This window comes from Bradyrhizobium sp. UFLA05-108, from assembly GCF_059803455.1.
In genome coordinates, this window is sequence record NZ_JBANAZ010000021.1 from 43,811 (window position 1) to 56,587 (window position 12,777).

The 12,777-nt window shown below is 65.0% G+C and carries 14 protein-coding genes; 5 read left to right on the forward strand and 9 right to left on the reverse strand.

All coding sequences use genetic code 11. The annotated features are described in order from the left end of the window. The first annotated feature begins 98 nt into the window (after nucleotides 1-98). Nucleotides 99-488 carry a BA14K family protein gene (locus SO140_RS17290; RefSeq protein ID WP_449379189.1) on the forward strand — a complete coding sequence of 130 codons (390 nt, stop codon included), beginning with the start codon at nucleotides 99-101 and terminating at the stop codon, nucleotides 486-488. Between the two features lie 250 nt (nucleotides 489-738). After that, a complete protein-coding gene (locus tag SO140_RS17295; RefSeq protein ID WP_449379188.1) occupies nucleotides 739-2,301 on the forward strand; it encodes a winged helix-turn-helix domain-containing tetratricopeptide repeat protein in 1,563 nt (520 codons plus the stop codon). A gap of 84 nt (nucleotides 2,302-2,385) precedes the next feature. On the opposite strand, the gene SO140_RS17300 is transcribed toward SO140_RS17295, so the two are convergent. Together SO140_RS17300 and mddA are read right to left on the reverse strand one after the other, a co-directional pair. After that, nucleotides 2,386-2,808 carry a GFA family protein gene (locus SO140_RS17300; RefSeq protein ID WP_449379187.1) on the reverse strand — a complete coding sequence of 141 codons (423 nt, stop codon included), beginning with the start codon at nucleotides 2,806-2,808 and terminating at the stop codon, nucleotides 2,386-2,388. Between the two features lie 46 nt (nucleotides 2,809-2,854). Continuing rightward, complete coding sequence (mddA, locus tag SO140_RS17305; RefSeq protein WP_449379186.1) at nucleotides 2,855-3,640, reverse strand: methanethiol S-methyltransferase; 786 nt, start codon at nucleotides 3,638-3,640, stop codon at nucleotides 2,855-2,857. A 132-nt stretch (nucleotides 3,641-3,772) separates the two neighbouring features. Here mddA and SO140_RS17310 point away from each other — a divergent pair, with 132 nt between their 5' ends. Beyond that, complete coding sequence (locus SO140_RS17310) at nucleotides 3,773-5,314, forward strand: winged helix-turn-helix domain-containing tetratricopeptide repeat protein (RefSeq protein ID WP_449379185.1); 1,542 nt, start codon at nucleotides 3,773-3,775, stop codon at nucleotides 5,312-5,314. Between the two features lie 22 nt (nucleotides 5,315-5,336). Here the strand turns inward: SO140_RS17310 and SO140_RS17315 are convergent, their stop codons facing one another. Beyond that, nucleotides 5,337-5,483, reverse strand: coding sequence for a hypothetical protein (locus tag SO140_RS17315; protein WP_449379184.1), 147 nt, complete (start codon nucleotides 5,481-5,483; stop codon nucleotides 5,337-5,339). A gap of 2 nt (nucleotides 5,484-5,485) precedes the next feature. On the opposite strand from SO140_RS17315, the gene SO140_RS17320 reads away from it, so the two are divergent. Next, nucleotides 5,486-6,037: a cytochrome b gene (locus tag SO140_RS17320; protein WP_449379183.1), complete on the forward strand. Its 552-nt coding sequence runs from the start codon at nucleotides 5,486-5,488 to the stop codon at nucleotides 6,035-6,037. A gap of 8 nt (nucleotides 6,038-6,045) precedes the next feature. On the opposite strand, the gene SO140_RS17325 is transcribed toward SO140_RS17320, so the two are convergent. Continuing rightward, nucleotides 6,046-6,885 carry an alpha/beta fold hydrolase gene (locus SO140_RS17325; RefSeq protein WP_449379182.1) on the reverse strand — a complete coding sequence of 280 codons (840 nt, stop codon included), beginning with the start codon at nucleotides 6,883-6,885 and terminating at the stop codon, nucleotides 6,046-6,048. 166 nt (nucleotides 6,886-7,051) lie between these two features. Between SO140_RS17325 and SO140_RS17330 the strand changes: the two genes are divergently transcribed. Next, nucleotides 7,052-9,373 carry a molybdopterin-dependent oxidoreductase gene (locus SO140_RS17330; protein ID WP_449379181.1) on the forward strand — a complete coding sequence of 774 codons (2,322 nt, stop codon included), beginning with the start codon at nucleotides 7,052-7,054 and terminating at the stop codon, nucleotides 9,371-9,373. A 58-nt stretch (nucleotides 9,374-9,431) separates the two neighbouring features. On the opposite strand, the gene irr is transcribed toward SO140_RS17330, so the two are convergent. From irr to SO140_RS17355, 5 genes are all read right to left on the reverse strand, one after another. Continuing rightward, nucleotides 9,432-9,932, reverse strand: coding sequence for a Fur family transcriptional regulator Irr (irr, locus tag SO140_RS17335; RefSeq protein ID WP_449379180.1), 501 nt, complete (start codon nucleotides 9,930-9,932; stop codon nucleotides 9,432-9,434). 87 nt (nucleotides 9,933-10,019) lie between these two features. Then, on the reverse strand, nucleotides 10,020-10,577 hold the full coding sequence (locus tag SO140_RS17340; protein WP_449379179.1) for a DUF2147 domain-containing protein: 558 nt from the start codon (nucleotides 10,575-10,577) through the stop codon (nucleotides 10,020-10,022). Nucleotides 10,578-10,593: 16 nt separating this feature from the next. Then, the gene (locus tag SO140_RS17345; protein WP_498542878.1) at nucleotides 10,594-11,256 is read right to left on the reverse strand and encodes a DUF3313 domain-containing protein; all 663 of its coding nucleotides are present in this window, start codon (nucleotides 11,254-11,256) and stop codon (nucleotides 10,594-10,596) included. Between the two features lie 384 nt (nucleotides 11,257-11,640). Beyond that, nucleotides 11,641-12,279 carry a TetR/AcrR family transcriptional regulator gene (locus SO140_RS17350; RefSeq protein ID WP_449379177.1) on the reverse strand — a complete coding sequence of 213 codons (639 nt, stop codon included), beginning with the start codon at nucleotides 12,277-12,279 and terminating at the stop codon, nucleotides 11,641-11,643. A 141-nt stretch (nucleotides 12,280-12,420) separates the two neighbouring features. Next, complete coding sequence (locus SO140_RS17355) at nucleotides 12,421-12,759, reverse strand: hypothetical protein (protein ID WP_449379176.1); 339 nt, start codon at nucleotides 12,757-12,759, stop codon at nucleotides 12,421-12,423. Nucleotides 12,760-12,777: the final 18 nt, after the last annotated feature.

Consider the following 12,777-nt stretch of genomic DNA (forward strand, 5'->3'; position numbering starts at 1 on the left):
CGAGCCGTCATCCTGTCGAAACTTTAATCCATCGCCACCGGCAGGTTGCTTTATCTCTGCCGCGAGGCGTCGATCGCCTTGCATGACGAGGAGGCCTGATGTTGAAATCGTTTCGTTCCGTTGCCGGAGTCGTACTGCTTGCAAGTCTAGCAGCGGGCGCGCTGTCGCCAGCATCCGCCGCGCCGATCGGCCATCCGCTCGCAGTCGCGCCATCGCAGTCGGCAAGAGTCGAGCAGGTCCGCTGGTACGGACACCGCGGCTGGGGCGGCGGCGCATTCGTGGGCGGTCTCGCCGCCGGCGCACTGATCGGCGGTGCGCTCGCTGCACCTTATTACTATGGTCCAGGCTATCCGCCTCCGCCGCCCGCCTACTATGCAGCATCGCCTGCCGACGATGCGGTCGCCTATTGCATGCAGCGCTACCGGTCCTACGATCCGAACAGCGGCACCCTCCTTGGCAATGACGGCCGGCGGCATCCGTGTCCGTGATGACCTTGCCATAACCGCCGGGGTGGCACGGCAATTGCGCCTATGCCCGCCCTCGGCAAGTCCTGAATACCCCTCCCTCGGTTCCATCGCCCGCGCCAATCAGTCACATGGCTGGCATCCCTCCAGGTCAGAGCAACCGCCGCGATTGCGATGAACCGCGGATGCGCCTCGATGGACTCATAGAATCCAGACCCAATTCATATTGCCGTTTCAGGATGCTTGATTTTGTCGTGAGGCCAGAGTCGTCGCAGTGCAATTTCTGTTTAGCGATCACCTACTTGACACCGACAGACGGGAGCTGAGCCGCGATCGGGTTCCCGTCGCGGTCGAGCCCCAGGTCTTCGATCTCGTCGTTCACCTGATGCGGAATCGCGACCGCGTGGTGACCAAGGACGAGTTGATCGACAAGATCTGGCTCGGACGCTCGGTCTCGGAATCGACCCTGACCAGCCGGATCAACGCGGCACGCAAGGCGATCGGTGATTCCGGCGCGAGCCAGGCGCTCATCCGCACCGTGGCGCGCAAAGGCTTTCGCTTCGTCGGCGACGTCGAGATGCGGAACGGCCATGCCAGCCCTGCCGAACCCGCCGGCCAGGCCAGGGAGGCCCCGGCCGCGCTGCCGCTGCCCGATCGCCCTGCAATCGCCGTGCTGCCCTTCACCAATATGAGCGGCGACCGCGAGCAGGACTACTTTTCCGACGGCATCAGCGAGGACATCATCACTGCGCTGTCGAAGCTGCGCTGGTTCTTCGTCATCGCGCGCAACTCCTCCTTCGTCTACAAGGGCCGCGCCGTGCATATCGGCGAGATCGCCCGCGAGCTTGGCGTGCGCTACGTCGTCGAGGGCAGCGTCAGGCGGAGCGGCGACCGGGTACGCATCTCCGCGCAGCTCAACGACGCCACGACCGGCAGCCATCTCTGGGCCGAGCGCTACGACCGCAGCATCGCCGACGTCTTCGCCGTGCAGGACGAGATCACCGACGCCATCGTTGCCGCGATCGAGCCGCAGCTCTACGCCGCCGAAAGCTTTCGCGCCCAGCAGAAGCCGCCGGGAAGCCTGGATGCCTGGGATCTGGTGATGCGCGCGCTGTCGCATTACTGGCGGATCACGCGGGACGACAATGTCGCAGCCCAACGGCTGCTCGATAAGGCGATCGCGATCGATCCGGCCTACGGCAAGGCGCTCGGCCTGCTCGCGACCAGCCATATGTTCGGCGCGCATATGGGCTGGGCCGACATGGCCGCCACGCTCCCGATCGCGGAACGCGCCGCCATCGCCGCGGTCGAGGCCGACCGCGACGACGCCTGGGCCCATCACGGGCTCGGCTACACCTATCTGTTCCGGCGGCGCTTCGACGACGCCATTGCCGCATTCGAGCTGGCGCTGCGGCTCAATCCCAATTTTGCCATGACGCATGCCTTCTACGGCGTAACGCTGTGCTATGCGGGCCGCTGGGAGGACGGCGAAGCGGCCGCGCGCCGCGCGCTGCGGCTCAGTCCGCGCGATCCCTTCTCGGCGATCTATTGCGGGGTCGCCGCCTATGCTCAGTTCATCGGCCATCGCTACGAGGACGCGATCCAGTTCGCGCGCGAGTCGCTCAGGCAGCGCAGCGACTTCGTCGGCGCGCATCGCGCGCTGACGGCCGCCGCCGGCATGCTCGGCAATCGCGAGCTTGCGGCCTCCGCACTCGAGGGCCTGCGTCGCGCCCAGCCCAATGTGTCGCTCGCCTGGATCACCAGCGAGCTGCCGATGCAGCGCGCCGAGGATCGGGAGCATTATCTCGAAGGCCTGCGGCGGGCGGGATTGAGGTAGACGTCGGGGCCGCATTGACGGTGCACCCTCTCCCCTTGCGGGAGAGGGTGACAGCGTTGTGGTTGGCCTTCCCTGCCGTCTTGGCTACTCCTTCATCATCTCGCCGCTACCGCCGAACTCGGCCGGAAAATCCTTCAGCTTGGGCAGGCCATCGCGCATTGGCAGCACGGTGTCCGCATAGTTGACGTGGACGGCGGGCGTGAACGCCAGCGTCGGGATGGCGGCGGTGAAGACGTCGATCAGGCCGAGCGGCGGATGGCTGGTCATGAGATGGCCGCCGCACGTGCGGCAATATTTACGCTGGCTGAGCGGCGTCTTGGCGTAGGTCGCAACGTGATCGGCACCTTCAGTGATGCGTACGGCCTCCGGCTTCCACAGGCTGAACGCATTGACGGGCCCGCCCGACCACGAGCGGCAGGAGCGGCAATGGCAGTAGCCCATCGCCTCCGGCGGGCCCGTCACTTCGATTGCGACCGCGCCGCAGAAGCAGTTTCCGACGTGTTTCATTGAAAGCTCTCCTTGGATGACGATGAATATCTGGTTGAGGCGGAGATCAAACCGACCGGCGCCAGGGAATAAGCATCGATACGCGCTGTTTGTATTGCCGGTACTCGTCGCCAAACAGCGCGACGAGGTCGCGCTCCTCGAGCGTGATGCCGAGCAGGATGTAGAGCGTGATCACGGATGCAAACAGCAGGTGGCCCGCAGTCATGGTCGGCGCGGCCCAGACTGCGATGATGAAGCCGAGATAGAGCGGATGCCGGACGAATTTGTAGAACAGCGGCGTCCTGAAACGCGGCGGCGACGGCTGCTTATCGACCAGTTGCTGGGTGACCTGCTGCAAACCGAACAACTCGAAGTGATTGATCAGGAAGGTCGAGGTGAAGACCAGCACCCAGCCGGCGAAGGATAACGTGACGATCGTCACGACGACATCGGCGTCCTGGACGTCCCATATGATCGCCGGCAGCGGCCGCCACTGCCAGAACAGGAGCAGCAGCGACAGGCTGGCCAGCAACACATAGGTGCTGCGCTCGATGGGCTTTGGCACAAACTGCGTCCACCACGCCTTGAACTGCTGCCGTGCCATCACGCTGTGTTGAACGGCAAACAACGCCATCAGGAGCAGATTGATGGTGACGGCTTCGAACGCCGAAGAAACGGTTCCGGTGTCGATGCTTTTCGGCACCACCAGGCCCATCACGAAGCCGATGGCGTAGAGGATGGTCACGAGAAATACGAGATAGGCCGCAATTCCGTACAGAAAGGCGATAAACCTGAGGACTTTGGAGCCCGCGACATCCGGGCTGATATGCACGTCGGAATGAACTTGGCTCATATGTAGCTCCGTTGTGCCGGGATTCGGCAATTCATAGGTCGCTGCACCGTGCCGTATTGGACGTGCCAGGACTTTTGCGGACGATTGATTTTCGCCTGAGACGACGCTGATTTTTGCTTGAGATGCCGAGACGTGCGATTTCGCTTTGAAAACTATGTGCTCGATAGCGAGCTGCATGAACTGACGCGTGATGCCGCGGCTGTTCCATTGCAGCCGCAGGTGTTCGATCTGTTGCGCTATCTTGTGGAGCAACGCACGCGTGTGGTCACCAAGGACGACCTGATCAGCCAGGTCTGGGACAACCGCATCGTTTCGGACTCTGCGCTGAATAGCCGCATCAATGCGGCACGAAAGGCGCTCGGCGATGACGGCGCGACGCAGCGGCTGATCAAAACCATCCCGCGCAAGGGCTTTCGCTTCGTGGGCGACGTCGTGGAGCAAACGCTGGTGCCGCCCGCGGCCGGGACGAAGGCGCCACGGAACGCGCCCGAGCGCCCGGCGATCGCGGTGCTGGCGTTCGAGAACATGAGCGACGATCCCGAGCAGGAGTATTTCTGCGACGGGATCGCCGAGGACATCCTCACGGCGCTGTCGAAAGTGCGCTGGTTCCTGGTCATCGCTCGCAACTCGTCCTTCACCTACAAGGGACGCGCCGTCCATATCAGGGAGATCGCTGACGAGCTCGGGGTCGGCTATGTCGTCGAAGGCAGCGTGCGAAAGGCCGGCGGCCGCGTGCGGATCACTGCGCAGCTCAACGACGCCGTCACCGGCAGCCACATCTGGGCCGAGCACTACGATCGCGAGCTCGGCGACGTCTTCGCCGTTCAGGACGAGATCACCAACGCGATCGTCGCGGCGATCGAGCCGCAGATCTATGCTGCGGAGAATTTTCACGCCCACCGCAAGCAGCCGGCGAGCCTGGACGCCTGGGACCTCGTGATGCGAGGCCTGTCGCACTACTGGCGCGTGACGCGGCAGGATCATCTGATGGCGCAGGCGCTGCTCGCGCAGGCGATCGCCATCGATCCCGACTACGGCCAGGCCCAGTCGGTTCTGGCGGCAAGCCACATGTTCGGCGTCCATCTCGGCTGGGCGGAGCTTGCGAGCGCGGCACCGGTTGCGGAGGCCGCCGCGCTCGCGGCGGTCAAGTGCGACCACGAGGATGCCTGGGCCCATACCGCGCTCGGCAGCGTCTATTTCTCGACGCGCCGACTCGACGACGCGCTGTCGGAGTTCGAGCAGGCGCTCAGGCTCAACCCGAATTTCTCGCTGGCGCAGGGCTATTACGCGCTGGCGCTATCCTACGCCGGCCGCTCCAGCTGCTCGTTCGAGGCGGCGCAAAAAGTCATCCGCCTCAGCCCGCGCGATCCGTCGCTCGCGATCTACTACGGCATCGCCGGCTATGCGCGCTTCACCGAGCGGCGCTATGCCGAGGCGATCGCACTCTCACGGGAGGCGATCCGCCACCGTGGCGATCTCACCGGGGCCTATCGCGTGCTCGCGGTCTCGGCCGGAATGAGCGGCGATCAGGAGCTCGCCGCGACCGCCTTGCAGGAACTGCGCCGAACCCAGCCCAACATCTCACTCGCCTGGATCACGACGCAACTGCCCTGGCGGAGCGAAGCGGATCGCGAGCACTATCTGGAGGGATTTCGAAGGGCGGGGTTGAGGTAATGCGCCGATACAGGTCCGTCCGTCATTCCGGGCGACGCGCCAGCGGCGAGCCCGGAACCATCCCGGAATGACGATCGTTTGCATCAGGAATGACATGTTCGCGGAAATTGAGCTGTATCAATGGCACTTGCCGCCGATTGCTCATACTGCTGGCGAACTGGAATTTCACGCATGCAAGTTCGTAATTCAGCCGAGGGCTATGGCGCCGTCGCGATAGCCCTGCATTGGGCGGTCGTCGCGCTGGTATTCTGCGCCTGGCTGCTGGGAGAGTTCGGCGATGCGCTGCCGCGCGGACCGCAGCGCGAAGCCGGCGAGAACATCCACATCTTCCTCGGGCTTTCGGTCTTGCTGCTGGTCGCCGTACGACTCTGCTGGCGCCTCACCGACGCGCCGCCGGCACCGGATGCCGTGATTGGCCGCTGGAGCGAGCACGCCGCGCGCGCGATGCATTATATGATGTATGCGCTGCTGGTCGCCGCGCCGGTCGCCGGCATTTTGGTGCAATTCGCCCGCGGTCAGGCCTTGCCGGTGTTCGGTCTCATCGAGATCGCCTCACCCTGGACGGCCGACCGTGCCTTCGCTCGTGACGTCAGAGAAGTGCACGAGGCGCTCGCCAACGCACTCCTGATCCTGGTCGGCCTGCATGCCGCAGCTGCGCTTGTGCATCATTACGTGCTGCACGACCGCACCCTTAAGCGCATGCTGCCGGGGGCGCGGCGCTAGCTGTGTCCTCAGACGCTCGATGCAAACGCGTCGAGCACCTTGTTGAACGCCTCCGCCTTCTCCCATTGCGGCGCATGGCCGGCGCCGTCGATCACCTGCACTTCGCCGCGCCACAACGTTGGCGCGGGCAGTCGCTGGAGATAGCCGAGATCGACGATCTGCTCGTCACGGCCGTGGACGATCGCAAGCGGAATCTTGAGATTGCGGACGATCTCGGCCTCATCGGAGATGCGGCCGGCCTGGACGTTGACGCCGAGATAGCCCCGTGCGTTGCCGTCCGTGCCGCGGAAGTCCGCGACGACGAAATCGGGGATCGGCGCATAGCCCGGCGCGAAGGCCGATTTCGTCCACTCCTCGATCTCGGCCTCGCTCGGCTTCGGCGTGAACACCGTGGCGGACAGGCCCTTGAAGCCGGAAAAGCCGTCCGGCGCCCTGCCGATCGGCGGCGTGCCGAAGATCATCAGGCCGGCGGCCGTGGGCAGCGCGCCGGCCGCATTGATCACAGCGTGGCCGCCTAGGCTCCAACCGACCACCACGGCGTTTTTCAGATCGAGCTCACGGGCGATCGCCGCGATGACGGCTGCATAACCCGCGCCCGAATAGTCGGCTTCCGGATTGGGCGGCGGCGACGAGGCGCCGTGGCCCGGCAGGTCGATCGCGATCACGCGGAATCTTGTTCCCAGCGGTCCCTGCAATTGCTTCTGCCAGATCCGGGACGAGGATGAGTTCCCGTGGATCAAGAGGATCGGGCGGCCAGTGCCTGCGCTCTCAAAGCCTGCAATTTTTTGGGCGCCGATCTGCAAGCTCAGCGGGCGCAAGGCGGGCCCTGGAAACGGTTGATCACTCATTATGGTGCCGATCTGATCGTTGAAGCCGCGGATTTCGATCCTGACCAGTCTTGCACCCCCTGCCGGCCAGCGCCATCCCCTGCGAACCGGCAGCCCACTACGGCGATTGAATATATGATGATCATCATTTAAAATCCCCTCCAGCCAGACCATGGGAGAGATGTCGATGCCGGGTACGGAATGGCGGAAGACCGCCTGCAATCTCTGTTACGTCAATTGCGGGCTGGAGGTGCGGGTCGACAATGACCGCATCACCAAGGTGCGCGGCGACCGCGAGCATCCGAAATCGCAGGGCTACCTCTGCAACAAGGCCGCACGCATCCCCTTCTATGCCCATCACCGTGACCGCTTGACCACGCCGCTGCGCCGACGCGCCGACGGCGGGTTCGACGCGATCGACTGGGACACCGCGATCGCGGAGATCGCGGGCCGGTTGCGCACGCTGGTCGAGCATCATGGCGGCAAGAGCCTTGCGCTTTATGGCGGCGGTGGCCAGGGCAATCATGCCGGTGGCGCCTATGCCAATGCGCTGCTGCGCGCGCTGGGCTCGCGCCACGTCTTCAATGCGCTGGCGCAGGAGAAGACCGGCGACTTCTGGGTCAACGGCCACATGTTCGGCAGCCAGACCTGCCACACCGCGGAGGACGTCCATCACTGCGATCTCCTGTTCGTGATCGGCGCCAATCCCTGGATCGCGCACGGCTTCCCGAACGCACGCGACCATCTCAACCAGATCAGGAAAGATCCAAACCGCAGGATGATCGTCGTCGATCCGCGCCGCTCGGAGAGCGCCGAGATGGCGGACCTGCATCTCGCCGTCCGACCCGGGGCCGATGCCTTCCTGCTCGGGGCCATTCTCACAACACTGGTGCGCCGCGACGCGGTCGACCACGCCTTCATCGCGCAGCACACGACGGGCTATGACGAGGTGCGGGAGGCGCTCCTGAGCATTCGCGTCGATGAATGGGCCGAGGCCGCCGACATCCCGATTGCGCAGATCGAGCAATGCGTCGACATGATCGTGGCGGCAAAAGCGATGACCGTGCGGGTCGAACTCGGCATCCAGCAGGGCGTTAACTCGACGCTCAACTCCTATCTCGAAAAGCTCCTGATCATGCTGACCGGCAGCTTTGGCCGGAAAGGCACCAACCAGCTCCACAGCTGGCTGCAACCCTTATGGGGCAATTCGCCGAACCAGCGATTTGCGGCCGTCGATACCGAGGTGATCGCCGGACTGCTGCCGCCGAACCTGTTCTGCGAGGCCGTGCTGACGGATCATCCCCAACGATTGCGCGGGGTTTGGGTGGACTCATCTAATCCCGCCAACACGGCCGCCAACACCGCCGAGGTCGAAAAGGCGCTGCGCGCGCTCGACCTCGTCGTCGTGGTCGACGTTGCCATGACCGAGACGGCGCAGCTCGCGCATTACGTGCTGCCGGCCTCCTCGCAATACGAGAAGACCGAGTTCACGCTGTTCAACATGGAATTTCCCAAAAACTTCTTCCATGTCCGGGCCGGCGTGGTCGCACCGCTGCCGGGGACGCTACCAGAGCCGGAGATCTACACCCGCCTGACCCGCGCGCTTGGGCTATTGCCCGGCGACAACGCGCTGGCGCCGCTGCGTGAGGCCGCGCTGCAATCGCGCGGCGCTTTTGCCGCGGAATTCCGCGCCTTCATGGGCGCCAATCCGCAGCTCGCTGCGCTCGGCGCGCTGGTGCTCTACCATACGCTGGGAGCGACCCTGCCGGACGAAACCGCAGCGGCGGCGCCGCTCTGGATGGCCGCGCTCGCCTGCGCCAAGCGTTCACCGCAGGCGGTACGGCGCGCGCTGAAGGCAGGCGCCGAGGTGCCGGATGTGTCGCTCGGCGATGCTCTGTTCGACGCCGTGGTCGGCGCACGCAACGGCACGGCCTTCACCGAGCATGATTATGACGAGGTGTGGACGCTGCTCGCCCATCCCGACCGCAAGGTGCGGCTCGCGATCACGCCGCTGCTGACCTGGCTGGGAGCGCTCGATCCGACCGCCGCGCGGCCGGGCAATGACTATCCCTTCGTGCTCGCGGCTGGCCAGCGCCGCATGTTCAACGCCAACCAGATCTTTCGCGATCCGGCCTGGCGGCGCGACGACCCCGATGGCGCGCTGCTCATCAACACGCACGATCTTGCTTCCCTCGGCGCCGACGACGGCGACTGGATCGCGGTTCGATCACCCGTAGGGCGCATCGTCGCGCGCGCCAGGCGCGATGACTCCATGCGCGATGGCCAGCTCGCGCTGCCGCACGGCTACGGCCAGGCCCACCCGACCGCAGGCGGAGAACGCCTTAGCAACGGCCCGCGGATCAACGCGCTGACCGAAAGCGGCAACCGCGACCCCATCGCCGGCACCCCCTATCACAAGCACGTCGCCGTGCGGCTCGAGCGCCTACCGGCGACGGAAGCCGCGATATATGAGGAGCAGTCGCGGCGGATACATCAGGCAACGGCTTAAACCGTATCGCAGGGCGAACCGGGCCCTTGCGAGTCGGAATTCGCAATTCGGCGGACGGCTATGATTTGCTCGCTGATGACGTTTTCCTGCGAAGATGCACGACGACGTCGAGCCGCACGATGTCGTGCCCCGGCAGAGCCTCTGGCACTTTGGTGAAGCTCAGCCCCTCGGAGACGTCAACCAGAATGTCCTCGCCTTCGAGGTAGAAGTGCGGATGCACGCTGGTGTCGGTATCGAAGAACGACTTCAGGCCATCGGCCGCGATCCGGCGCAACAGGCCCGCTTCCGTGAACTGGTTCAGCGTGTTGTAGACGGTTGCCAGCGACAGCCGAGCGTTCGCCGCGACCGCCTCCTCGAACAGCATCTCTGCGGTGACATGTCGGTGACCGTTCAGGAACAGAAGCTGCCCCAGATCCACGCGCTGGCGCGTCGGTCTCAATCCGGCATCGCGCAGCAATTGCACGCAGCGGGCAAACCCGGCATCGCGCGCATCGCAGTCCGTCTCAAGCTCAGCTTCGATGGCTTCGCCCGTGAAGGCGTTCGCCGGGAGAGTATCCATGTTGCAATCGGACCGCAGAAAGGGCTGTCCCGCTTTGATCCGGATCAAATTCGCGGCAGCACACGGGCAGCAGCCGCTACTTTCCCTTCACTTGCGTGGCTTCGGCGGCGAGGCTGCGGCCCATTCCTCGTCGGCGCGGGGACCGTTGACGTCGCCGGTCAGGCCAACGAGTTGGCCGGGCAGGACGTCGAGAGTCTGCTGCCAGGTCTGGGTCTGGCACAGGAACCTGATCAGGCACCCCTTGAGCTTCAGCTTGTCGGCCGCCTCGCGCCACAGCGAGATGGGATACCGCTTGCCGTCCTCGGCATTGTAGATCTCGCCCGCAAAGCGGCCTTCCGGTGTCGCCTCGAGGCCCATGATGAGCTGGTGGCCGAGCAGCGCGCGGGCGCGCTTGTCGGGATCGGGATTTTCACTGTCGCGCAGCGGCTGGCCGCGCGCATCTTGCGGGGTCCTCATCCAGACGATGAAGCCGCAGATGCGGTCGCGCCCCAAACCGCAGCGCTCGAGCCGGATGCGGGCGCGGCCGTCCTCGGTGAGCCAGGTGCCGGCGGGATCGCTGGGGCCCACCGCCCCGGCGCGGCCGTCGAAGATCATCAGCGCGACGGTGATCGCGATGCGGACGACGATGCGAAGAAGGATGCTCATCTCTCGGCCTCTCTCTTCAGTTCAGTTGCGCCATGAAGGCGTCGGCACCCTTGTCGATGCCGGCCGTGGCGGCGGCGAGCGAGCCGACGCTCGCCTTGATGTCGAAGGCGGCGGGATATTGTTTGGTGACGTAGGCGCTGAGCAGGCGCGAGGTCGAGGCGTCGAAGATCTCGACGCCGTAGATGACCGATCCGGTCAGCGTGCCCTCGCCGTCGCGCGCGGCCTGCACGCCGTTATAGACGGCGCCCGCGACATCGAAGCGCGACAGCGTGCCGAGCACCGGCGTGTTGGTGACTGCGCCAGTCAAGGTGAGCCGAACCCGCAGCGTGTTCGGCCCGCGTGCATTCACCAGCGCAAAGCGGCTGCGCAGTTTGTCGGCGAAGCGGTTCTGCATGTGGGCGGCAAGCGTCGTCTTGTCCTTGTCGGACATATCGCCGAACTGATGATCTCTACCGCGATAGATCACGACCGGATCGAGGATGACCTTGTCGTACGCGCGCCAGTCGACCTGCGTGGAGTAGCGATAGGGCACGCGGCCGGAGGTGTCCGACTTGTCCGGCGCCATGTAGGCCGACGACGCCATCTCCGAATGGGGCACCGGCGTCACGCTGGCGCAGCCTACCACGGATGCGCACAGCGCAAGCGTTCCCAGACCGCGCATGGCGATCGAGCGATCCATTCCATACTCCTCTTGAGGCGCAACGAGAGGCCGCGGCGACCGCAGCCGCGTACGGGACAAGAACGCGGCTGCGGTGCTCACAATTACCGGCCCAAGGCCTCTTCCGGGGCCATGATCCGAAGCCTTGGGCCGGGCCTCAGTGTCGCCATCTATAAAACCGACTAGACGGTTTGTAAAGTATCAAAATGCGATGGACACGTTTGGCCGCGGCCAGCGCCAGCCGCAGTCTCCGGACGATGCTTCCCATCGCCGGGCGAACCATGAAGGGCCGGCTCTTGCAGCTCGGCCTTCATCCTTCGAGACGCCTGCTCCGCAAGCTCCTCAGGATGAGGGGTTGGAGCGTGCCTGGCGCGGCTGATGCCGCAACGGATTCGTGGCTGCTGGTCAGGCGCGCTTGCGCGCGGTCGCGCTCTTGGCGGGTGTCGTTGCGCCTGCCTTCACAGCGCGTGGCTTGGCAGGCTTTTCCAGCGCGCTCCATTGGCTGTCGTCGAGCAGCCGCGCGAACAGGCGCTGATGCTCCTCCTTGCTGAGCGGCGACATGCCGAACAGGCCGCTGAGCAGCAGTCCGCGTGCAGCGGCCCAGCGCAGCAATGCAAGATCCGGGTCCGCGGCCTCAGCCTTGATCGCCGCGACCCTCTTCATCTCACGATCGCGCGGCAGTGACATCAGGCCGGGGTTTTCGACCATGGCCGCGACCAGCGCCAGCGCCGCCGAATTCGGCGACGCGGCCGCTTCGCGGACTGTCGCGAGCTGGGTTGCGAGCGCGGGGTTCGCGGAGGTGGCGCTCACCTTCGCCATATAGCGGTTCGAAAATTCCTCGAAATGCGCCATCTGCCGCTCGAGCAGCGCCTTGAGCACGGCTTCCTTGGTGCGGAACTGGTGCATCACGCCGCCCTTGCTCAGGCCGCTCTCGCGCGCGATGGCGTCGAGCGTCAGCCGGCCGGGTCCGTCGCGCGCAATGATGGCAATCGCCGCTTCAAGCGCAGCGTTGCGAGATCGTTCCGAGCGGGTAGCGTTGTCCATGGCGGACTTGTCACCGTGACAGGGAGATGAATCAAGTGAAAACAGGATCGCGCTGCATTTTTTGTGCGGCGGGATGCCGACTGCGCCGGGCGGCCCGCTCGCCGCCCGACCCGGACGGAACGCGCAGGCCGTATGACGCGATCAGTCGCGCGGGCGCCGTGCCTCGCGATGGTGGGCGTTCTTCACCTTGGCGACCGCATGCAGCATGGTCTTGAAGTCCTTGATCGCCTTGTCGCGCTTGAGCGTCCCGTCGACGTCCGCTTCCAGATGCTCGATCACCGCGAGCAACGCATCGGCGATCTGGCCGATCTGCTTGCCGTAGCTGCCGACATCCGACAGCACGTCCCTCTCGACCTCCGGCGCCGAGGATTGCCCGACCGTGATGTTGACGAGCCCGAACTGGCCGCCAGTGGGACTGAAGAACGACGGATAAATCGACTGCACGACATCCCCCGACAGGGGCAGCTTGAACACTGGCATGGGATTTCCCCTCGCTGA